The sequence below is a fragment of the Pantoea sp. X-Soil-YNGN-844 genome, assembly GCF_059730595.1.
This window is the reverse complement of record NZ_AP036008.1, coordinates 360,281-381,503: the sequence shown is the minus strand read 5'-3', so window position 1 is coordinate 381,503 and position 21,223 is coordinate 360,281. Positions and strand designations below refer to the sequence as shown.

16 protein-coding genes are annotated in these 21,223 nt (G+C 57.2%); 9 read left to right on the top strand and 7 right to left on the bottom strand.

The genetic code is table 11. The features are described from left to right. Positions 1-24: 24 nt before the first annotated feature. Together malF and malE are read right to left on the bottom strand one after the other, a co-directional pair. Positions 25-1,551: a maltose ABC transporter permease MalF gene (gene malF / locus AC6I8C_RS20575; protein WP_497823642.1), complete on the bottom strand. Its 1,527-nt coding sequence runs from the start codon at positions 1,549-1,551 to the stop codon at positions 25-27. A gap of 58 nt (positions 1,552-1,609) precedes the next feature. Further along, positions 1,610-2,800 carry a maltose/maltodextrin ABC transporter substrate-binding protein MalE gene (gene malE / locus AC6I8C_RS20570; protein ID WP_497823641.1) on the bottom strand — a complete coding sequence of 397 codons (1,191 nt, stop codon included), beginning with the start codon at positions 2,798-2,800 and terminating at the stop codon, positions 1,610-1,612. A 362-nt stretch (positions 2,801-3,162) separates the two neighbouring features. Between malE and malK the strand changes: the two genes are divergently transcribed. The 5 genes from malK to AC6I8C_RS20545 all read left to right on the top strand — a co-directional run bounded on the left by malK (position 3,163) and on the right by AC6I8C_RS20545 (position 7,446). Next, positions 3,163-4,272 carry a maltose/maltodextrin ABC transporter ATP-binding protein MalK gene (gene malK / locus AC6I8C_RS20565; protein ID WP_150015485.1) on the top strand — a complete coding sequence of 370 codons (1,110 nt, stop codon included), beginning with the start codon at positions 3,163-3,165 and terminating at the stop codon, positions 4,270-4,272. A 43-nt stretch (positions 4,273-4,315) separates the two neighbouring features. Beyond that, positions 4,316-5,617 carry a maltoporin gene (locus AC6I8C_RS20560; protein ID WP_013196182.1) on the top strand — a complete coding sequence of 434 codons (1,302 nt, stop codon included), beginning with the start codon at positions 4,316-4,318 and terminating at the stop codon, positions 5,615-5,617. Positions 5,618-5,714: 97 nt separating this feature from the next. After that, a complete protein-coding gene (malM, locus tag AC6I8C_RS20555) occupies positions 5,715-6,650 on the top strand; it encodes a maltose operon protein MalM (RefSeq protein ID WP_497823640.1) in 936 nt (311 codons plus the stop codon). 194 nt (positions 6,651-6,844) lie between these two features. Beyond that, the gene (locus tag AC6I8C_RS20550; RefSeq protein ID WP_013196184.1) at positions 6,845-7,066 is read left to right on the top strand and encodes a type II toxin-antitoxin system Phd/YefM family antitoxin; all 222 of its coding nucleotides are present in this window, start codon (positions 6,845-6,847) and stop codon (positions 7,064-7,066) included. Continuing rightward, the gene (locus AC6I8C_RS20545) at positions 7,063-7,446 is read left to right on the top strand and encodes a type II toxin-antitoxin system death-on-curing family toxin (RefSeq protein ID WP_497823639.1); all 384 of its coding nucleotides are present in this window, start codon (positions 7,063-7,065) and stop codon (positions 7,444-7,446) included. Before AC6I8C_RS20550 ends, AC6I8C_RS20545 begins: the two co-directional genes overlap by 4 nt. Before the next feature lie 162 nt (positions 7,447-7,608). Here AC6I8C_RS20545 and malQ read toward each other — a convergent pair whose 3' ends face one another. After that, positions 7,609-9,675, bottom strand: a complete 2,067-nt coding sequence (gene malQ, locus AC6I8C_RS20540) for a 4-alpha-glucanotransferase (RefSeq protein ID WP_497823638.1) — start codon at positions 9,673-9,675, stop codon at positions 7,609-7,611. A gap of 8 nt (positions 9,676-9,683) precedes the next feature. Beyond that, positions 9,684-12,086: a maltodextrin phosphorylase gene (gene malP / locus AC6I8C_RS20535; protein ID WP_497823637.1), complete on the bottom strand. Its 2,403-nt coding sequence runs from the start codon at positions 12,084-12,086 to the stop codon at positions 9,684-9,686. 282 nt (positions 12,087-12,368) lie between these two features. On the opposite strand from malP, the gene malT reads away from it, so the two are divergent. The 4 genes from malT to yfiB all read left to right on the top strand — a co-directional run bounded on the left by malT (position 12,369) and on the right by yfiB (position 17,681). Continuing rightward, positions 12,369-15,071 carry an HTH-type transcriptional regulator MalT gene (gene malT, locus AC6I8C_RS20530; RefSeq protein WP_497823636.1) on the top strand — a complete coding sequence of 901 codons (2,703 nt, stop codon included), beginning with the start codon at positions 12,369-12,371 and terminating at the stop codon, positions 15,069-15,071. Positions 15,072-15,434: 363 nt separating this feature from the next. Next, entirely contained in the window at positions 15,435-15,995 is a 561-nt protein-coding gene (yfiR, locus tag AC6I8C_RS20525; protein WP_497823635.1) for a regulatory sequestration protein YfiR, read from the top strand. A 1-nt stretch (position 15,996) separates the two neighbouring features. Further along, positions 15,997-17,205, top strand: coding sequence for a diguanylate cyclase DgcN/YfiN (gene dgcN, locus AC6I8C_RS20520; RefSeq protein ID WP_497823634.1), 1,209 nt, complete (start codon positions 15,997-15,999; stop codon positions 17,203-17,205). Between the two features lie 2 nt (positions 17,206-17,207). Continuing rightward, on the top strand, positions 17,208-17,681 hold the full coding sequence (yfiB, locus tag AC6I8C_RS20515; protein ID WP_497823633.1) for an outer membrane lipoprotein YfiB: 474 nt from the start codon (positions 17,208-17,210) through the stop codon (positions 17,679-17,681). A gap of 135 nt (positions 17,682-17,816) precedes the next feature. Here yfiB and iolG read toward each other — a convergent pair whose 3' ends face one another. From iolG to AC6I8C_RS20500, 3 genes are all read right to left on the bottom strand, one after another. After that, positions 17,817-18,827 carry a bifunctional inositol 2-dehydrogenase/D-chiro-inositol 1-dehydrogenase gene (gene iolG, locus AC6I8C_RS20510; RefSeq protein ID WP_497823632.1) on the bottom strand — a complete coding sequence of 337 codons (1,011 nt, stop codon included), beginning with the start codon at positions 18,825-18,827 and terminating at the stop codon, positions 17,817-17,819. Positions 18,828-18,836: 9 nt separating this feature from the next. Continuing rightward, complete coding sequence (locus AC6I8C_RS20505; protein WP_497823631.1) at positions 18,837-19,664, bottom strand: TIM barrel protein; 828 nt, start codon at positions 19,662-19,664, stop codon at positions 18,837-18,839. Between the two features lie 91 nt (positions 19,665-19,755). Then, on the bottom strand, positions 19,756-21,198 hold the full coding sequence (locus AC6I8C_RS20500; protein ID WP_278498464.1) for a sugar porter family MFS transporter: 1,443 nt from the start codon (positions 21,196-21,198) through the stop codon (positions 19,756-19,758). Positions 21,199-21,223: the final 25 nt, after the last annotated feature.

Here is a 21,223-nt window from a genome sequence, read left to right as displayed (position 1 = left end):
CTTAGCGCCTGGTCCATCAGGCTATTAATCGAATTTCATCCGCGAGGCTTTCAGGTTAATCACCGCCAGCGCACCCACCAGCAGGAAGATCAGCGTGGCAATGGCGGCCGCCAGACCAAAGTCCTGCCCGCCGCCGCCTTCGAAGGCGATACGCCAGGTGTAGTTCACCAGCAGGTCGGTATAACCGGCTGGCGTGGTAGTGCCCAGGCGATCCGGCCCGCCGTTGGTCAGCAGCTGCACCAGCACAAAGTTATTAAAGTTAAAGGCAAAGCTGGCAATCATCAGTGGCATCAGCGGCTTCAGCAGCAGCGGCAGCGTAATCAGGAAGAAGTTCTGTAGCGGTCCCGCACCGTCCATCGCCGAGGCTTCATAGAGGTCGTCGGGAATGGCTTTCAGCAGCCCCATGCAGAGGATCATCATGTAGGGGTAGCCGAGCCAGGTGTTGACGATAATCAGCATGGTGCGCGCCAGCGTCGGATCGCTGAACCAGGCAGGCTTCACGCCAAACAGCGCGCTCAGCATCACGTTGATCTCACCAAAGCTCTGGTTAAACAGCCCCTTGAAAATCAGGATCGAGATAAAGGCCGGCACGGCATAGGGCAGAATCAGCATCACCCGATAGACCGCTTTGCCGCGCAGCGCTTCCCACTGCACCAGACAGGCCAGCACCATGCCCACAGCCACGGTCAGCACCACTGTGATCAGCGAGAAGAGCAGCGTCCAGCCAAATATCGCCAGGAACGGCTTCTGAATCCCTTCATCGGTAAAGACCCGCACGAAGTTTTTCCAGCCGGTATTCACGGTAAAACCAGGACTAAGCGTTTCGTTGTCCCAGTTATTGTCTGCGTTCACGGCCTGATAAAAACCGGTCTGCGGATTGGCGCGGTAATGCGTGCCGCTCTGCTGGTTAATCAGCTCGTCCTGCGCGCCAGCCCGATAAAGTGGCTGGGTGCCGGAGAACTGGCGCAGCGAACTCATCCGCAGCTGACGGCCATCCGGCAGCTCGGCGCGGAGCTGGCTCAGCGCCTGACGGTGGGTTGTGATCACCCTGAAGGTGGCACGTTCGGCTGCAGGGAGTGCCGCGGGGGCCATTTTTAGTGTCTGATCTGCGCCAAATGCAAATGGCGGAGAGACAAAATTGTCTTTGCCATCGTTCAGCACCAGCTGCCAGCGATCGCCCGCCGGGAAGAGTGAAAAATTCACCGCCTCACCCGACTGGAAGGTGCGGCTCAGCAGCACCTGCTGCGCCCGCTCGAAGGTAAGCTGGTTACTGCTGCTGTAGTTGGTAAAGGCGATGGCGATAGTGCAGGCGAGAGGGAACAGCACAAACAGCGCCATGCCGGCGACGCCGGGATAGACATAGCGCCACGCATAGGCACGACGGTTGGCAAAAATCCACAGTCCGGTCGCGCTGAGGATCAGCGTCAGCAGCGCAAACAGATATTCGCCCTGCGCGTACATCAGCACCAGCAGATAGCCGACCAGCAGACAACAGAGCCCGATGAGAACGCTTTTCAGCAGCAGACTGCGCGTTTTCGGTTTTCCTGACATGATGCGGTTTTCCTTAACGATCACTCAAGCCGGGTTGCCCCGGCTGCAAAAGGGAGAATTACTTCTTCAGACGGGCCTGGGCATCTTTCAGTGCGGCGTCAACGCTCTGACGTCCGCCCAGCGCGTTCAGGGTTGCGGTGCGCATCGCGTACCAGAAGGCCGCCATCTGCGGGATGTTTGGCATGATGTCGCCCTGTTTCGCGTTGCTCATGGTGGCGGCGATACGCGGATCTTTCTCCAGCGTCTGCTGGTAAGATTTCAGCGCCACGGCACCCAGCGGCTTGTCTTTGTTAACCGTTTCCAGCCCGGAATCGGTCAGCAGATAGTTCTCCAGGAACTCTTTCGCCAGTTCTTTGTTCGGACTGGCGGCGTTGATACCGGCGCTCAGTACGCCGACAAAGGCTTTGGACGGTTTCCCGTTCAGCGTCGGCAGTTCTGTAACGCCATAGTCGATGCCGCTCTTATCCAGATTGCCCCATGCCCACGGACCATTGACGGTCATGGCGGTTTCGCCCTTGTTGAAGGCGGCTTCGGCAATCGAGTAATCGGTGTCCGCATTCAGGGTTTTGGCTTTAACCTGATCGACCAGGAACTGCATGCCCGCTTTCGCTCCGGCGTTATCGACGCCGACATCCGTCACGTCATAGTGCCCGTCTTTGAGCTTAAAGGCGTACGCCCCGCCCGCCGACAGCAGCGGCCAGGTGAAGTAGGGCTCCTGCAGGTTAAACATGATGGCGCTTTTGCCCTTGGCCCGCAGTTGCTTGTCGAGCGCGGCCATCTCCTCCCAGGTTTTTGGCGGAGTCGGCAGCAGCTTTTTGTTGTAGATAAGTGACAGCGACTCAACGGAAATCGGATAGCCGATAAGCTTGCCGTCGAAGCGCACCGCGTCCCAGGTGAACGGGAAAATCTTCTCGCGGAAGCTGGCATCCGGCGACACTTCTGCCAGCAGGCCCGACTGCGCGTAGCCGCCAAAACGGTCATGCGCCCAGAAGATAATGTCCGGGCCATCGCCGGTCGCTGCGACCTGCGGATACTTCTCTTCCATTTTGTCAGGATGTTCGACCGTGACTTTGATACCGGTCTCCTGCTCAAACTTCTTACCTACTTCGGCAAGGCCGTTATACCCTTTGTCACCGTTGATCCAGATGACCAGTTTACCTTCCTCGATTTTTGCCATCGCGCCTGCCGAAAAGAGCACGGCAGAGAGGGCAGAAAGGGCCAGAATTCGTGCTCCGGTTTTCATCGTCATAAATCCATCCTGTTAGCGGAAGTGGTGAATGCTCTGTCGGCATCATTTTGCGTATCCACACCGGCATCTCATCCTCCTTCGCTCTACGCCCCTGGCGTAATCGCTGTGATCGCACTGGCAAAAAGCGCCTTAAGCGCGAGCTGAAGCGGTAAAAAATCCTGCCGGTCTGCGTCAGCGATCACAAAAAAGCGCGGCACCGCGCGGCCTGCCGCGTCAGCCCGCGTTTCTCCTCCTCCCGCCTCCTCCCCCAGCAGATTGCGTTGCGGCGGAGGATGTTACTCCCTGTTTCCTCTCGCATAGTGAGCCCCGGAACCCGTCTGCCGCCCGGCAGACACGAATGTGCAGCTAAGAGGGAAGGGATCATGGCGAGCGTTGTGCTACGCAATGTCACAAAAGCCTGGGGCGATACGGTGGTGTCGAAAGATATCGATCTCACTATTCGTGAAGGGGAATTTGTTGTTTTCGTTGGCCCGTCGGGCTGTGGCAAATCGACGCTGCTGCGCATGATTGCCGGACTGGAAACCATCACCAGCGGCGAACTGTTAATCGGCGACCGGCGCATGAATGAGGTGCCGCCAGCCGAACGTGGCATCGGCATGGTGTTTCAGTCTTATGCGCTCTATCCCCATCTGTCGGTGGCGGAGAATATGTCTTTCGGCCTGAAGCTGGCCGGGGTGAAAAAAGCGGAGATCCATCAGCGCGTCAATCAGGTCGCTGAGATTCTGCAGCTGGCTCACCTGCTTGATCGCCGTCCCAAAGCCCTCTCTGGCGGCCAGCGTCAGCGCGTGGCGATTGGTCGCACGCTGGTGGCGGAACCCCGCGTCTTTCTGCTCGATGAACCGCTGTCGAACCTCGACGCGGCACTGCGCGTTCAGATGCGCATTGAGATCTCCCGTCTGCATAAGCGCCTGAAGCGCACCATGATTTACGTCACCCACGATCAGATCGAAGCGATGACGCTGGCTGACAAGATTGTGGTGCTGGACGCCGGGCGCATTGCGCAGGTCGGCAGGCCGCTTGAGTTGTATCACTATCCCGCCAACCGCTTTGTCGCCGGGTTTATCGGCTCACCCAAAATGAATTTCCTGCCGGTCAAAGTGACCGCCACCGCCATCGATCAGGTGCAGGTGCGGCTGCCGAATCAGCAGCTGGTCTGGCTGCCGGTGGACAGCGCCGGGGTCCAGGTTGGCAGCAATATGTCACTGGGTATTCGCCCGGAACATCTGCTCTCCAGCGATATCGCCGACGTTACCCTGGAAGGGGAAGTGCAGGTGGTGGAACAGCTGGGGCATGAAACACAGATTCATATCGAGATTCCCGCTATCCGTCAGAACCTGGTCTACCGCCAGGAGGACGTCGTGCTGGTAAAAGAGGGCGCCATCCTCGGTATTGGCCTGCCGCCCGAGCGTTGTCACCTGTTCCGCGAGGACGGGAGCGCGTGCCGCAGGCTGTATCAGGAGCCGGGTGTATAGCCCTGCCAAAAACAATAAAAGCAATGACCTCAGGAGATAGAAAATGTTAACTCTGCGCAAACTTCCCATTGCCGTTGCCGTCGCGGTGGGAACCCTCTCCGCCCCGACGATGGCGGTTGATTTTACCGGTTACGCCCGTTCCGGCATTGGCTGGACCGGCAGCGGTGGCGAACAGCAATGTTTCCAGGCCACCGGCGCTCAAAGTAAGTACCGTCTGGGTAACGAATGTGAAACTTACGCCGAACTGAAATTAGGCCAGGAAGTGTGGAAAGAGGGCGACAAAAGCTTCTATTTCGACACCAACGTGGCTTACTCCGTGGCGCAGCAGAATGACTGGGAAGCGACCTCACCCGCCTTCCGCGAAGCCAACGTCAAAGGTAAAAACCTGATCGACGCGCTGCCAGGTTCCACCATCTGGGCCGGTAAGCGTTTCTATCAGCGTCACGACGTTCATATGATCGACTTCTACTACTGGGATATCTCCGGTCCGGGCGCGGGTCTGGAAGATGTTGATCTCGGCTTTGGTAAGCTCTCTTTCGCCGCAACCCGTTCGTCTGAAGCTGGCGGCTCTTACACCTTCTCCAGCGATCGTATCCGTGACTTCGCCACCAGCACCGCCAACGACGTGTTTGATGTGCGTCTGGCCGGTCTGGAAACTAACACGGATGGCGTGCTGGAACTGGGTGTCGATTACGGTCGTGCCAATGCCCGTGATGACTACCGTCTTGAAGATGGTGCGTCGAAAGATGGCTGGATGTTCACGGCTGAACATACCCAGAGCATGCTGAAAGGCTACAACAAGTTTGTGCTGCAATACGCAACCGATGCGCTGACCTCGCAGGGCAAAGGCGTGCCGCAGGGCACCAGCCTTAATAACAACGGTGACATGTATCGTATTCTCGATCACGGCGCGATCTCGCTGGCGGAACGCTGGGACCTGATGTACGTCGCCATGTATCAGAACATCGATCTGGACAACAACCGCGGCACCGAGTGGTACACCGTCGGTGTGCGCCCGATGTACAAATGGACGCCGATCATGAGTACGTTGCTGGAACTGGGCTACGACAACGTGAAATCGCAGCAGGCTGGCGAGCGCAATGGACAGTATAAAGTGACGCTGGCGCAGCAGTGGCAGGCGGGTGACAGCATCTGGTCCCGACCGGCGCTGCGTCTGTTCGCAACCTACGCCAAATGGGATGAGAAGTGGGGCTACAGCAAAGACAACGCTGGCGATCTCACTACCTTCGCCTCTGCTGACTCCACCGGCAACGGCATCCTGACTAACAGTCGTGGCAACAACGACGAAGTCACCTTCGGCGCGCAGATGGAAATCTGGTGGTAAACCTTTTCTGACAGGCGCGGCCTCGCGCCTGAGGGATCTCTTTGGTCGTGGTGTGCCATTGCCTGGTTCACACCGCGACCTGCAATAAGGTACGCATATGAAAATGAAAAAACTGGCTGCACTCTGCCTGAGTGCGGTGCTGCTGACAGGGCACGCTCTGCCTGCCCTGGCCGATGTTAATCTGGTGCCGCAGGATCTCTCCGCTGCACCTGTCGTGGCTCCCGAAACGTTACAACGCCTGAGCTGGCAGCCGCTGGCGGCCTCTCAGACCCAGACCACTACACTTTCGAACAGCGGCCAGACGCTGAACGCGCCGCACATTGCCGGGCCGGTCGCGGCCTACAGTCTGCCCGCCACGATTGGCGAACTGACGCTGACGCTGAGCAGCCTTGTGGAGAACGGTCAGGTTTTTGCGCCTAATGTGCTGGTGCTGGATGAAAATCTGCGTCCGGCGGCCTGGTTTCCCAGCCGCTACTTTACCTATCAGAAGCCGGGTGTGATGACGGCGGATCGGCTGGAAGGCGTGATGAAACTCACGCCAGCGCTGGGCCAGCAAAAGATTTACCTGCTGGTGTTCACCACCGACAGCGATCTGACACAGACCACCACACTGCTCGATCCGGCCAAAGCCTATGCCCAGGGCACCGGTCATGCCGTACCGGATATCCCCGATCCTGTTGCCAGCCACAGCCGTGAAGGCACGATTAAGCTGAAAATGCAGACCAGTTCCGGCTCCTCGATTCTGGTCGGGCCGCTGTTTGGCTCATCCGGGCCAGGCCCGGTCACAGTGGGTAACAGTGCACCGGCGACAACGGCTTACAGCGCAGCGCCTGCTCCGGCCGCCGCGGCCGCGCCAAAAGCCCGTGCTGAACCGATCATGAGCGACACCGAGCGTTACTTTAATCAGAAGATCACCCAGGCAGTGAACAGCGGCAACATCGACAAGGCGCTGAAACTGCTGGATGAAGCCGAGCGGCTGGGTTCCACCTCTGCGAGGCAAACCTTTATCAGTAGTGTTAAAGGCAAGGGGTGATGCTGCCCCGACGCTATTGATGTTGTTCCATCTGGTGCGCTCTGGCGCACCTTTTTTTGTTGCGACACGCACCCTTGCCCTGGTGTTGTCTGGCTGAGCAATCTGTATAAACACGGGTGAGCAAACATAATGCTCTGAAGTTGCGAGTTGTACGTAACTGATGTACATTTCATTATCTGATTTCAGGAGGCTATATGCGTAGTTACACCACCACTGAGGCCCGACAAAACATTGCTGAAGTCATGGACACAGCAACGGCCGGTGAGCCTGTAGAAATAACCCGGCGCGATGGTTCTTCTGCTGTGCTTATCAGTCGCGACGATTTTAATGCCTGGCAGGAAGCAAAACTGGATGCCGAATTTGCCGACATTATGGGGCGACATTCACGTACGGTGAAGGCACTGGCTGACCGATGAAATGGGTTAGCGCCCAGGAGGTGATAGCTTTTCATGATCGTTTGCTGGTTGTTCTGCCAGGTATCAAGGGTATGCCAGAACCCAAGAGAGCAGAAGCTATCATTTATAGGGTACAGAACCAGCTCTATTATGAAGGTGTGGAAGATATTTTTGTATTAGCCGCCATCTACCTCATCGCTATATCCCGGGGACACATTTTTAATGATGGTAATAAGCGAACTGCATTTTTCGTCACGATGGTTTTTTTGAATCGTAACGGCATAGCTATACGTGATGAAGATAATGAACTCGAAGAATTAACGGTATCTGCCGCTACTGGTGATGCTACGACTGAGGTCATTGCTGCTGTATTGCGGCGATTATCGTTTTTGTCTCCGTAAGAGTCATTTTTGTTGTCAGCCCTGCATGTTTGAAATTTTCTCAGACTAAAAGTAATAATCCGGGAGCAGGTTTTCGTCTGGAAATGATGACGACAGGATTTGCTATCAAATGAACAAACCCCGAAAATTTCGGGGTTTTCTCTTTTAATCTTAACTCCAGCCTTAACCCCGCAGCAGTCGCTTACGGCGAGTCGTTAAATCCCTTAACAACACCTCAGTTTCCGCATCGCTGAACAGCGCCTCAACAGTTACGCTCAGCTTGCGTCGCCAGTTCGGGTATTCGTTGCTGGTGCCGGGAATGTTGACCGGCGCGGCCATATCCAGCCAGTCCTCCGGTTGCAGACCCAGCAGGGCGCTGTGGCTGTCCGCCAGATAGCGCTGCATCGCCTGGTTCAGTGCTTTACTCATCCCGGTGCGGCGTGCATCGCGTCCGGCACGTTTCGGCAGCGCACCGACCCGATGCAGACTGTTCAGCAGCGCCTGTTTCGCCCGGAGTCGATCCTGATACAGCCCGGCCAGCACCACTTTGTCGGGATAAAGACCGAGTTGCGCGCCGGTCGTCAGATCGTCACTTTGCCACCAGCCGCGCAGCGTCGGGAGATCGTGCGTGGTGGCGACAGCCATCGCCTGACGTGGCCAGCTGGCGGGCGGACGAAAACCGGCTTCTGAGGTTTGTTCGAACCAGAGCACTTTGTAGGAGTAAACCCCGCCATCCCGCAGTTTATCCACTATCGCCTCTGGCACGGTGCCGAGATCTTCGCCAATCACCATGCAGCGATGACGCTGGCTTTCCAGCGCCAGAATCGCCAGCAGATCGTCGATGGGATAGTGCACATAAGCCCCATGCATCGCGCTTTCGCCAGCCGGGATCCACCACAGCCGCATCAGCGCCATTACATGATCGATACGCAGCGCACCGCAGTGGCGCATACTGGCGCGTAGCAGGGCGATCCACGGCTCCCACGCGCGCTGACGCATTACCTGCGGATCCATGGGCGGCAATCCCCAGTCCTGACCGCGCGGGCCGAGAATATCGGGTGGCGCACCGATGCTGGCCGCCATGCAGTAAAGATCGCGCTCGCTCCAGGTCTCTGCGCCACCCTGGGCGACGCCTACTGCCAGATCGCGGTAGAGTCCGATCGGCATCTGCTGCTGCTGGCAACAGTTCCAGCAGCTTTCAAACTGCTGCGCGGCCAGCCACTGCAGCCAGAGCCAGAAACGCACCTGATCCTGATGCTGATTTAAAAACGTCTGCACCGCCGGGCTGCCGGGATGCTGTAACGCCTCCGGCCAGACCGGCCAGCCCCAGCGTCCGCTGTCCTGCGCCATCTGATCCGCATGCAGCGCATCAAACAGCGCCTGATGCAGCAGGCTCTCGCCGCCTTCCCTGACAAAAGCATTAAACGCCTGCACCTCAGGATCGATGGCGTCACGCTGGGTAAACTGCGGCCACGCCAGGCTCAGCGCCTGAATCTTCAGCCGCGTCACCGCCGCATAATCGACCCATTCGGCTGCGCGAGCCTGCGCCAGCGTCTGCTGCGTCTCTGACAACTGCCACCAGGCCTGCGCGGCGGCGCTCCGTTGGAAATCAGGCACGGCGCTCACATCGATGTAGAGCACATTAAGCCAGCGCCGGGACGACGGGCTGTAAGGACTGGCGCTCTCCGGGCTGGAGGGAAACAGCGCATGAACAGGATTAAGGCCGATAAACGCGCCGCCGCGTGCGGACACCTCCGGCAGCATCCGGCGCAGATCGCCAAAGTCGCCAATGCCCCAGTTCCCGGCCGAGCGCAGGGTATAGAGCTGCACGCAGGCGCCCCACAAGGATTCCCCCGCCAGCAGTGCCGGCGGTTCATAACAGCGGGCGGGGGCAATAATCACCCGGCATGACCACTGCTGCGCGCCCTGTTGCAGCGTCAGCTGATGATAGCCTTCGGGCAGCGGCGGCAGATGCAGCGGCTGGGCGGGCTGGCAGCGACCAGAGCTAATCTCACCCGCCTCGCTGATGAGATGCCAATGGGCATCGTCGCTCAGCTGCGGCGAGAGGCTGAGCGACTCGCCGCTGCGAAAAATAACCGCCGGTGGCAGCGGCGCGCTTAGCGGATGGGAAGGCTGCATCACCGCCAGCAACCGCTGGCGGGTCAGGGTCGGAATCGCCTGTGGCTTGCCGTGTGCATTGATATACTCAGCAGCGATGCCTGCAAGGGAAAATTCATCCAAAACTTTCATGGCGTTCCTTAGCGTTTCGCTTGCCAGATGCGCTGCTGGTAATCGCGGATCGCGCGATCGGAGCTGAACATGCCACAGCGCGCGGTATTGAGGATGGTGGCACGCGTCCAGGCCTCCTGATCGCTCCACAACAGTTCCACCTGCGCCTGCGCATCCAGGTAGGGCTGGAAGTCAGCCAGCACCAGATAAGGATCGCCGCCTTCCGGACCGAGGCTGTGCAGCATCGCGTCAAACGCGTGCAGGTCGCCCTGGCTGAAGGTGCCATCTTCCAGCGCCTGTAGCACCTGATTGAGCTGCGGATCTTTTTTGCGCCACTGCGCCGGGGCATAGCCCTCTGCTTTTAACGCCTTCACCTGTTCCACGGTATGCCCGAAGATAAAGATGTTCTCGTTGCCGACCTGCTCAGCGATTTCAACGTTGGCGCCATCCAGTGTGCCGATGGTCAGCGCACCGTTAAGCGCCAGCTTCATATTACCGGTGCCGGAGGCTTCTTTACCGGCGGTAGAGATCTGCTCAGAGAGATCGGCGGCGGGAATCAGCCGCTCGGCAACGGAGACATTGTAATCGGGAATAAACACCACTTTCAGCCGGTCGCCAATACGCGGATCCTGATTAATCACCTCAGCCACTTTGTTGATGGCGTAGATGATATTTTTTGCCAGCGCATAGCCCGGCGCGGCTTTGGCACCAAACAGCACCACGCGCGGCGCGCGATTCGCCTGCGGATCGGTGACCAGCGTCTGCCACAGCGCAATGATGTGCAGCAGGCTCAGATGCTGACGTTTGTACTCATGCAGGCGCTTAATCTGCACATCAAACAGCGCGGTCGGGTCGATTTCGATACCGGTGCGGTTTTTGATCCAGCCGACCAGCGCCTGTTTGTTCTGCTGCTTGATGGCGCGATAGTCCGCGCGGAAGGCGGCGTCATCCGCAAAGGCTTCCAGTCCCTGCAGGGCATCGAGATCGTTCAGCCACGGCTTGTTCAGCGTTCGGGTGATCAGCGCACTCAGCGCCGGGTTGCACTGATTAATCCAGCGGCGCGGCGTAATGCCGTTGGTGACGTTATGGAATTTCTCCGGCCACAGCTGGTGATACTCCGGGAAGAGATCCTGCACCACCAGTTTCGAATGCAGCGCTGCCACGCCGTTAACGGCAAAGCCGCTGGTGACGCAGAGATTGGCCATCCGCAGCTGGTTGTTATGCACCAGCGCCAGTTTTGCCCATTTTGCGTCATTGTCCGGCCAGCGCGCCGTGACAGCCGTTTTCAGCTGCGCGTTCAGGGTGTTGATAATCATCATATGGCGCGGCAACAGGCTGCGCACCAGCCGGACATCCCAGCACTCCAGCGCTTCCGGCATCAGGGTGTGGTTGGTGTAGGCGAAGGTGTGCTGCGTGATCTGCCACGCGCGATCCCAGCTCAGCTGATGCTCGTCCAGCAGCAGACGCATCAGCTCCGGAATCGCCAGCGTCGGATGGGTGTCGTTCAGCTGGATCACTTCGTAATCGGCCAGGGTTTCAATGCTGCGTCCGGCCAGATGATGGCGACGCAGAATGTCAGCCAGCGCGCAGGCGCACTGGAAATATTGCTGCATCAGACGCAGCTTTTTACCGTTCTGGTGATTGTCATTGGGATAGAGCACTTTGGTCAGTTTTTCTGCATCAATGCCCTGTTGTTCCGCGCGCAGAAAGTCACCGTCATTGAAGCGACCCAGATTAAACGGCTGCGCATGTTTCGCCTGCCACAGACGCAGTGGCTGACTGATACCATTCTCATAACCGACCACCGGCAGATCCCAGGCTTCACCAACCAGTTCAAACGCCGGTTGCCATTGCGGATTCCCGTCAACGGTCACCACTTTACCGCCCAGCCCGACCCGCACATTCAGCGCGGCGTTGTGGTTAAACCACGGGTAACGATCGCGCTGCCAGTCATCCGGGCCTTCAATCTGTGCGCCCTGTTCAAAGCGCTGGCGGAACAGTCCGTACTGATAGTTCAGACCGTAGCCCGTCGCAGGCTGACCCACGTTCGCCATGGAATCCAGGAAGCAGGCCGCCAGCCGACCCAGGCCGCCGTTTCCCAGCGCCGGATCCGTTTCGTTTTCCAGCACGTCGGTCAGTGAAATGTTCCAGGCCGAGAGCGCGTCGTTAACCGCGTCATACCAGCCCAGGTTCAGCAGGTTGTTGCCGGTCAGGCGGCCAATCAGAAACTCCATCGACAGATAATTAACATGGCGCAGGTCTGTCGGGACCGGGGGAGCAGGCTGTGCGGCTAGCATATCGGCCAGCGCACCGCTGAGTGCCTGCCACCACTGTGCGTGGGTCATCTCCTGCGCATCGCGCAGGCCAAAACGCTGCCACTGACGGGTCAGGGCCGCGTGGAACTGAGTCGGGTTGAAATCGGGCTGTGTCATGGTTGATGTCCTGTAAAAACAGAAAATGGGTCAATGTGGCGACAGTCTGCCCGCGCCGAAATCATTGCTCATCCTCCTGAAAAGAATTAGGGCAGGAGGATAGGGAGGGTGGAGAGGATGAGGCTAATCCGAAATCGTCGCAGGAGTGTGATTGCGCCCGCTTTTGTAAAGTTTAATTAATGGGTTTGCTTGCATTCATCTGACGAAATGCTGAACCTGTGTAAGGAATAATTACGAAGCGTAAAATAATGATGCGCTCGACAAATGGAGAAACGCGCGCCCATGTTAATACCCGCCAAACTCAGTCGCCCGGTGCGTCTTGAAGGCACCGTGATCCGCGAGAGATTGCTGCAAAAGCTCACCGCTGCCGGTAACTATCGGCTGGTGCTGGTGACCAGTCCGGCGGGCTACGGTAAAACCACACTGGTGTCACAGTGGGCGGCGGGAAAAAGCGATCTGGGCTGGGTTTCTTTAGATGAGGGTGATAATCAGCCGGAACGCTTCGCCGATTACCTGATCGCGGCACTGCAACAGGCAACACACGGCGGCTGTCCCCGCAGTGAGCTGCTGGCGCAGAAGCGGCAATATGTGAATCTCAATGCGCTGTTTTCCCAGCTGTTTATCGAGCTGGTGGAGTGGCAGCAGCCGCTGTGGCTGATCGTTGATGACTACCATCTGATCACCAATCCGGTGATCCATGACGCGATGCGCTTTTTCCTGCGCCATCAGCCTGAAAATCTGACCCTGATTCTGATGTCTCGTAACCTGCCGCAGCTCGGTATCGCTAACCTGCGGGTGCGGGAACAGCTGATCGAACTGGGCAGTCAGCAGCTGGCTTTCACCCATCAGGAAGCGCGCCAGTTTTTTGACTGCCGTCTGGCGGCCCCGCTGGAAAGCGAAGAGAGCAGTCGCCTCTGTGATGATGTCGCGGGCTGGGCGACGGCGCTGCAGCTGATTGTACTATCGGCACGCCAGGGAGCCAGTTCGGCGCAGCATTCCGCCCGGCGTCTCTCCGGCATTAATGCCAGCCATCTCGCCGACTATCTGGTGGAAGAGGTGCTGGATAACGTCGATCTGCCGACCCGCCATTTCTTGCTGAAAACCGCGCTGCTGCGCTCAATGAACGATGAACTGATCGCCTGCGTGACCCGCGAAGAGAACGGTCAGATGCGGCTGGAGGAGATAGAGCGCCAGGGACTGTTTCTGCAGCGCATGGACGATTCCGGCTGCTGGTTCAGCTACCATCCGCTGTTTGGCAACTTCCTGCGTCAGCGCTGTCAGTGGGAACTGGCGGCAGAGCTGCCTGCGCTGCATCGGGCTGCAGCCGAGAGCTGGATGGCGCAGGGCTTTCCTGGCGAGGCGATTCACCATGCGCTTGCGTCGGGTGACGCTACCATGCTGCGGGACGTGCTGCTGAAACACGCCTGGACGCTGTTTAATCAAAGTGAGCTGCCGCTGCTGGAGAACTCTTTAAAAGCGCTGCCGTGGGAGATGATGCTCGACAACCCGATGCTGGTGCTATTGCAGGCGTGGCTGATGCAGACTCAGCATCGCTTCTCAGAAGTCGACAGCCTGCTGGCGCGTTTTGAGCAGGCCAGCCACTGCGAGATTGACGCGGCACTGCGCGGTGAATTTAATGCGCTGCGCGCTCAGGTGGCGATCAACGATGGCAAGACTGATGAAGCGGAGCGGCTGGCGAAAGTGGCGCTTGATACCCTGCCAGCCAGCCGTCACTACAGCCGCATTGTGGCAACCTCGGTGCATGGTGAGGTGATGCACTGCAAAGGCGAGCTGGACGATTCACTTAAACTGATGCGGCAGACCGAACAGATGGCGCGTCGCGATGAAGTGTGGCACTACGCGCTCTGGAGCCTGATTCAGCAGAGCGAAATTCTGTTTGCGCAGGGCTTTTTGCAGGCGGCTTATGAGATCCAGAGCCGCGCCTTTGTGCTGGTGGAAGAGCAGCATCTGGCGCAGTTCCCGCTGCATGAGTTTCTGCTGCGCATACGTGCCCAGCTGCTTTGGGCCTGGGGGCGTCTGGAAGAGGCAGAGCAGGCGGCGCGCGAAGGCATCAAGGTGCTGAACGGTTACCAGCCGCAGCAGCAGATCCAGTGTCTGGGATTACTGGTGCAGTGCTCGCTGGCGCGCGGCAATCTCGATAACGCCCGCAGCTATCTGAACCGGCTGGAAAACCTGCTGAACAACGGCTACTGGCACAGCGACTGGATCGCCAATGCCGACAAGGTGCGGGTGATTTACTGGCAGATGACCGGCGAAAGCCAGAACGCCCGCGACTGGATGCGGCAGACACCTAAACCCGCCTTCGCCAACAACCATTTTCTGCAGGGCCAGTGGCGGAACATTGCCCGCGCGCAGATTCTGTTGGGCGATGTCAGTCAGGCGGAAGTGGTGCTGGAGGAGCTGAATGAGAACGCCCGCGCCCTGCGCCTGATGAGCGACCTGAACCGTAATCTGCTGCTGCTGAATCAGATCTACTGGCAGACCGACCGCAAGGCGGAGGCGCAGCGCGTGCTGATCGAGGCGCTGAAACTGGCGCGCAGCACCGGCTTTATCAGCCACTTTGTCATTGAAGGCGAGATGATGGCGCAGCAACTGCGGCAGCTGATACAGCTTAATACCCTGAATGAGCTGGACAGCCACCGCGCCCGCCGCATCCTGCTGGAGATCAACAAATATCACCGTCACAAGTTCGCCCATTTCGATGAAGGCTTTGTCAGCCGGTTGCTTAACCATCCTGACGTGCCGGAACTGATCCGCACCAGCCCGCTGACGCAGCGCGAATGGCAGGTGCTGGGGTTAATCTATTCGGGCTACAGCAACGATCAGATTGCCGGTGAGCTGGCGGTGGCGTCTACCACGATCAAAACCCATATCCGCAATCTCTATCAGAAACTGGGCGTGTCACATCGCAGCGAAGCGATGAATCAGGTGCAGTCGCTGCTGAAAATGATGGGGTATGTCTGAGGGTATTAAGGGGCATAGGTTAATTGCGGAATATCGCTGGCGCGATGCATTATCAGCATCACGTTTATTCTGACCTCTTTATCCAGTCTGTGCCTTAAAAAGAATAGCTGAGCGGATTGCTGCACCGGAAGAGAGACGTAATTACGCACCACAAATAGCCGGTGAAATGCGTTAATCCTCTGCCGGCTGTCTCTGTTAAAGGCCGTTACCACCGAAGACTATTCCGTGAATAAGCCTGTCTGAAAGTATAAGCAGAATGATCTATACCTAAGAAAATTCTGTGTGCAAGCGTAACCCGCGCTATGTTAATATTTGTGTGCTTATTCAGCTCTCCTGCCGTGCGTAGTATTACTGGAACGCAGTATGACCGATAAATATCACCTTCATCATGACGTCGATGTGCTGCTTCTGCTGCGCCGCATCTGCCAGATCGCCTTAATGTTACTTATTCTGCTGAGTCTTCATCCCTCTGTTGCGCTGGCCGGGATAAAGGATAACAAGGCTAATCGTATCGTCAGCGGCATCCTCAGTTTTACCCACTGGCAAAATTTAAATAAACCGCCTGAATTATGTGTTTTTACTTCAGCGCGCCATCTCTCTTTGCCGGAAAACAGCGCCGCTGCAGCAGCGACATTCACCGTTGTCTATCTTGCGGGTGCTGGTGATCTCGCGTCGCATCGCTGCGACGCCCTATATTTCGGCGATCAGACACCGCAGCAGCAGGTGGACATGATTGAGCAGCTGAAGGGAAGAGCGGTGCTTACCCTGGCAGAGAACAATGCGGAATGCACCGTGGGTGCCGCTTTTTGCCTGATTTTTCAACCGGACCATACGCACTTTTCCGTTAATCTCGATTCACTTGCCAGAAGCGGTGTCAGAGTGAATCCGGATGTGCTTTTACTCTCCCGCGAGGGAAGTGAATGAAATGAAATTCGATAAACTCAAGCACGATAAATCATCCATCCGCAATAAACTGCGGAAAATAAGCACCATCAATTCGGCGGTGATATTACTGTTGTGCTGGCTGTTGCTGTCATCGACGTCGCTCATTTTTATTAAAAACTACGAGAAATGTAATCTTGATTTAATCGGCTCGACGCTGAGCACCACGCTCACTGCGGCAACCGTATTTGCCGACAGCTACGATGCGCGTAATAAAATTGAACGGTTTGGCAATGAGGGCATGTATGACTCTGCAAAGCTGGTTACCCGCGATAACATTGTTCTGGCTAAGTGGAATGCACAGCGGGAACAGACAGGCTGGTTTTCACGGTTGCTGCGTGAGTGGATTTACCTCAAACCGCTTAACGTCAATATCATTCATGCTGACGTCGTTGTCGGCACCCTGACGCTGGAAGGCACCGTGACCGGCGCGGTGAGTTTCCTTCAATACTCATTCATGATCCTCTCTGTCGGGATGCTCTGCGTACTGATTATTTCACTGATGCTGAGTGAATTTCTGCATCGGGGTATTATTGCGTCGCTCCGCACCATTACCAGTTCGATTCACTATGTGATTCACTCGGGTGATTTTTCCCTGCGTATTCCGGGTGGCCCGATCAGGGAATTTCAGCTCTTTTCCGATGACCTCAACTCTCTGCTGATGGAGATGCAGTCGCTCAAGGCGTCGCTGCTTCGTGATAATCGCTCGCTGGCAGCGAAAGCGCTGTCCGATCCGCTGACCGGTCTTGCTAACCGCAGCGCCTTCTCTGCTCGCCTGACTCAGCGCCTTGACCAGCCACAAGAGCACGAACGCTTTGCGCTGCTGTTTCTGGATGGTGATCGCTTCAAGAGCATCAATGATAACTGGGGTCATGCCGCCGGAGACGAAGTATTAAAAGCGATAGGCTCGCGTCTTTTATCGCTGGCGTCTGAGCAGGATTTAGTCGCGCGTTTAGGTGGGGATGAATTTGCCATGCTGGTCAGCAGCCGGACCAGTGAAGCGCAGTTACAGCAGCTTATGCAGCGCATTGACGACACCATCGGGGAACACATTCTTATTGCAGAGGGCATGCCGGTTACGACCTCTGTGACCATTGGCTACGCGTGGTCACAGCCTGGTGATACGGTTGAATCGATCCTCGAACGTGCCGATATGAACATGTACAAAAATAAGCGAAAAAATAGGGCGTAAATATGAAGAGAAACCTTTCCCTGCTATTACTTACGCTGGCGCTGGTCGGTTGTCAGTCGAAAGCGCGTTTCAGTGACGCGCAAATCGCAGCGATGAAAAATGCCGGATTCACGCAAAATATGGAAGGCTGGGGGTTAGGCTTATCCGATAAGATCCTGTTTGGTGTAAACGAATCAGAGCTGACCCCCTCCAGCAAGCTCACCATTCAGGGGATGGCGAAAAATCTGGCGTCGACCGGTATTAAACATGTCCGCATTGATGGGCATACCGATAATTACGGTAAACCCGATTATAACCAGCAGCTGTCGCTAAAAAGAGCGAACGCGGTCGCGGCTCAGTGGGCGGAAGGCGCGGCGATACCGCGTGAGAATATTGTGACGCGTGGCCTGGGCATGAGTTCACCGGTTGCCAGCAACAATAGCGCGCAGGGTCGTGCGCAGAACCGGCGCGTGGCCATTGTCATCACCGCGCCGTAACTATTCAGTGTCCGCGTAATTTTGCGGCCCGCATTTAACATATCAGGTCAGCAGATTACCCATAGCGGGAAGCGTTACTGAAAAGGGGGCGGGACAGGGAAGTGCACGGTGTAATTCCACCGTGCACTTTTCCTGTCAGCGATAGAAGGCTGGTCTGGCTGACATAGTAACCGGCACGATCCCGCCGGACGTCTGCGCTGCAACGCAGGCATCGGCGGCTACGGCAGCGGCATAGCCATCCCACGCGGAGGGACCGGTCATCTCACCGCTGATGACGTTGTTGATAAAGGCCTGTAACTCCACGTCATAGGCATCGATAAAGCGCTTTTTCCAGTCCGTCAGAATGGTGGTCGAGAGCTTTGCCGCGCTGCGCAGTTGCACCGATACCGGCTCCGGCAGGCGCGCAATGCCGCTTTCACCCACCACTTCACACTGAATGTCGTAACCATATTCACAGTTCACGAAAATTTCGACATCAATGCGCGCGCCTTTGGCGGTCTCCAGCAGCACGATCTGCGGGTCACGCAGGTGGGACGATGCCTTACGGGTTTTACGCGGGAAGATCACCTGCACGCTGGCATAGTCATCATTCAGCAGCCAGCGCAGCACATCGAGTTCGTGGATCAGCGTGTCGGTGATCGCCATGTCGGTGGTGTAGCTGTCGCCCACTTCCGGGTTGCGGTGCGCGCAGTGCAGCATTAAAGGCTCACCAATCTCGCCGCTGTCGATCACCGCTTTCAGCGCACGATAGCCACTGTCGTAAGGACGCATAAAGCCGACCTGCACCAGCTGACGTCCCGCTTTGATCTCCGCTTCCACGATATTCATACAGCCCTGCGCGGTAACGGCCAGTGGCTTCTCGCAGAACACCGCTTTGCCCGCCTCAATACAGGCCAGCACAAAGGCTTCATGCGTCGGACCCCAGGAGGTGACCAGCACCGCGTTAACCTGCGGGTCGTTGATCAGATCAATCGCATTGTCATAAATGCGCGCTTCCGGCGTCAGTTCGTCAACAATCTGCTGGCAGTTTTCGCGGTTGATGTCGTTGAGTGCCACCACGCGCGCATTCTGTAAAACGGTACTGCAACGGCGGATATGTTCGCGGCCGATTGCGCCGGTGCCGATAACACCAATGTTAATGGTCATAATGATTCCTTACGCTGAGTGGTTTAACAGCTGGATGCTGTTGCGAATTTCGCGGGTGATGTCCGCTTCCTGCCAGCTGTTCATCAGGGAGGAGAACGGCTCAAAGGCATAAAGGCCGGTGTAGCCCATCTTCTCCAGCCGCTCTACCTGTTGTTTGCTGCGCAATCTGTCATCTGCGGTGAGCATGATGCGCTCTTCGTCGGTGAGTTCGCTGATCGGGCGCGGGTCGGTGACGCCGGAGAGGTGAACCAGACCGATTTGCTGAATGTCGATTTCCTGCTCAAAGGTCTGCTCCGCATCCTCAAACAGATGATGATGGAAGGTGTCGATCAGCAAGCGGAACGGCACGCCCGCTTCGCGGATGAGCGTCTGCGCCTGGGTTGCTGAACGCAGTGAGCTTTGTGGAAAGCCGAGCGGCTCAACCAGCCCCTGAATGCCTGCGTCGGCGAACAGCGGGGCCAGCGTTTTCAGCGCGCTAATGGTGTCGGCGGCGCTGAAGGGTGTGCCGTCATTGAGCGGGCAGAGCACCAGTGATTCTGCGCCGACGGCCTGCGCATCGCTTAACAGCTGGCGGGCGCGTTGCAGCACCTCTTCATTCAGCTGGTTAAACGGGTAGAGCGCGTTGATGGTGACAATCCGGATGCCTGACTCACGCGCCAGCGCTTTTACCTCATCGCCGCTGAGATCGTCGGTGACGCGTCCGCCGGGCATATCATTGCGCAATTCGACATTGTGAATACCGAGGTGGCTGACCAGCTTAAAAAACTGCGGGATGCTCAGGCCGGGCGCTATTTTACGATTGACGCAAAAACGCGCATTGGGAATATTCAGGCTCATAACAGTTTCCTTAAATTATGGGTGCGGTGTTAAAGGCGATCGGGTAGTCATGCCTCATGACATTTTTTATTTCATTCACAGCGAGCAGGGGTTATTTGTTGCCGTTATAGAGCGCATAGAAATAGTGCTCGACCTGCTCAAGACTTCTTCCCCGGGTCTCGGGAATAAACTTCACGACAAAAACAGAGCCGCCGATGCCGATTGCGGCGAATATAAAGAAGGCACCAGCCAGACCAAATGCGGCTAATAACAGCGGGAAGGCCATGGAGATGGCAAAATTCGCAATCCACAGCGAGAAGACCGCGCCGCCCATACAGATGCCGCGCATCCTGGCCGGGAAGATTTCCGACAGCAGCAGCCAGGTGACCGGTGACAGTGCGCCCTGCTGGAAGCAGAGAAACAGCAGCATGCCCGCCAGCACCAGATAAGCCCGAACCAGGTTTACCGCGCCGTTGAGATATTCCGGCATCAGCCAGCAGACCAGCCCGATAAAGAAGAGGCAGCAGGTGCAACCCATCTGTCCGATTAACACCAGCGGGCGACGGCCCGTTTTGCCGATTAACCAGATGCCGGCCAGCGTCATCACCACTGAAATTACCCCGTTGGCGATGGTGGCGAACAGCGCGGCATCGTTGCTCAGCCCGGCGGCGGTGAGCATGGTCGGCGCGTAATACATGATGGTATTGACGCCGGTCAGCTGCTGAATCGCAGCGATGCCGACGCCCAGCAGGAAGATTTTCATCAGCCAGGGCGTCGCGAGATCGCGCAGGCGGCCTTTACCCCGCTGGCGGTTCTCTTCAATGGTTTCTTCAATCTCTTCCAGTTCCCACTCAACATCTTCAGCGGCGCGCGTTTTTTCCAGCACCTCACGCGCAGCCTGGCTGCGGCCTTTCATCACATGCCAGCGTGGGGTTTCAGGCATAAATATCATGCCGATCCAGAGCAGAGCGGCGGGGACTATCGACAGCGCCAGCATCCAGCGCCAGGTATTTTCGCCGCCCCAGATATCGTTAAAGGTGGCGTTTGAGATATACGCCAGCAGCTGACCGCTGACGATCATCAGCTCCTGCAGGGTGACCAGCTGGCCGCGTTTATTGGCGGGGGCGATCTCTGCGATGTAAACCGGCACGGTGGCCGCGGCACCGCCCACGGCAAAGCCCAGGAACAGGCGCGAGGCGATCATCCAGGTCACATCCGGCGCCAGGGCAGAGCCGATAGCGCCAAAGGCGAAGATCAGCGCCAGCGCAATGATGATGCGGCGTCTGCCCAGGCCATCTGCCAGATGACCGGCCGCCAGCGCGCCAAAGGCGGCACCAAACAGCAGGGAGCTGGTGACCAGCCCGGTGGTAAACGGGGTGAGATGCAAATCGCCGCGCATAAACAGTAGCGCGCCCGAGACCACGCCGGTGTCATAACCAAATAGCAATCCACCCAGGGTAGCGACCAGCGCAATAATCTTCACAAAAGGCTCGGTGCGGGTGGCGCTATTTGGACCGGAGGCCGGGTTCGACGAAATATAAAGTTCTTTTTCCATGAAAACTCCTGGTAATAACAACAAA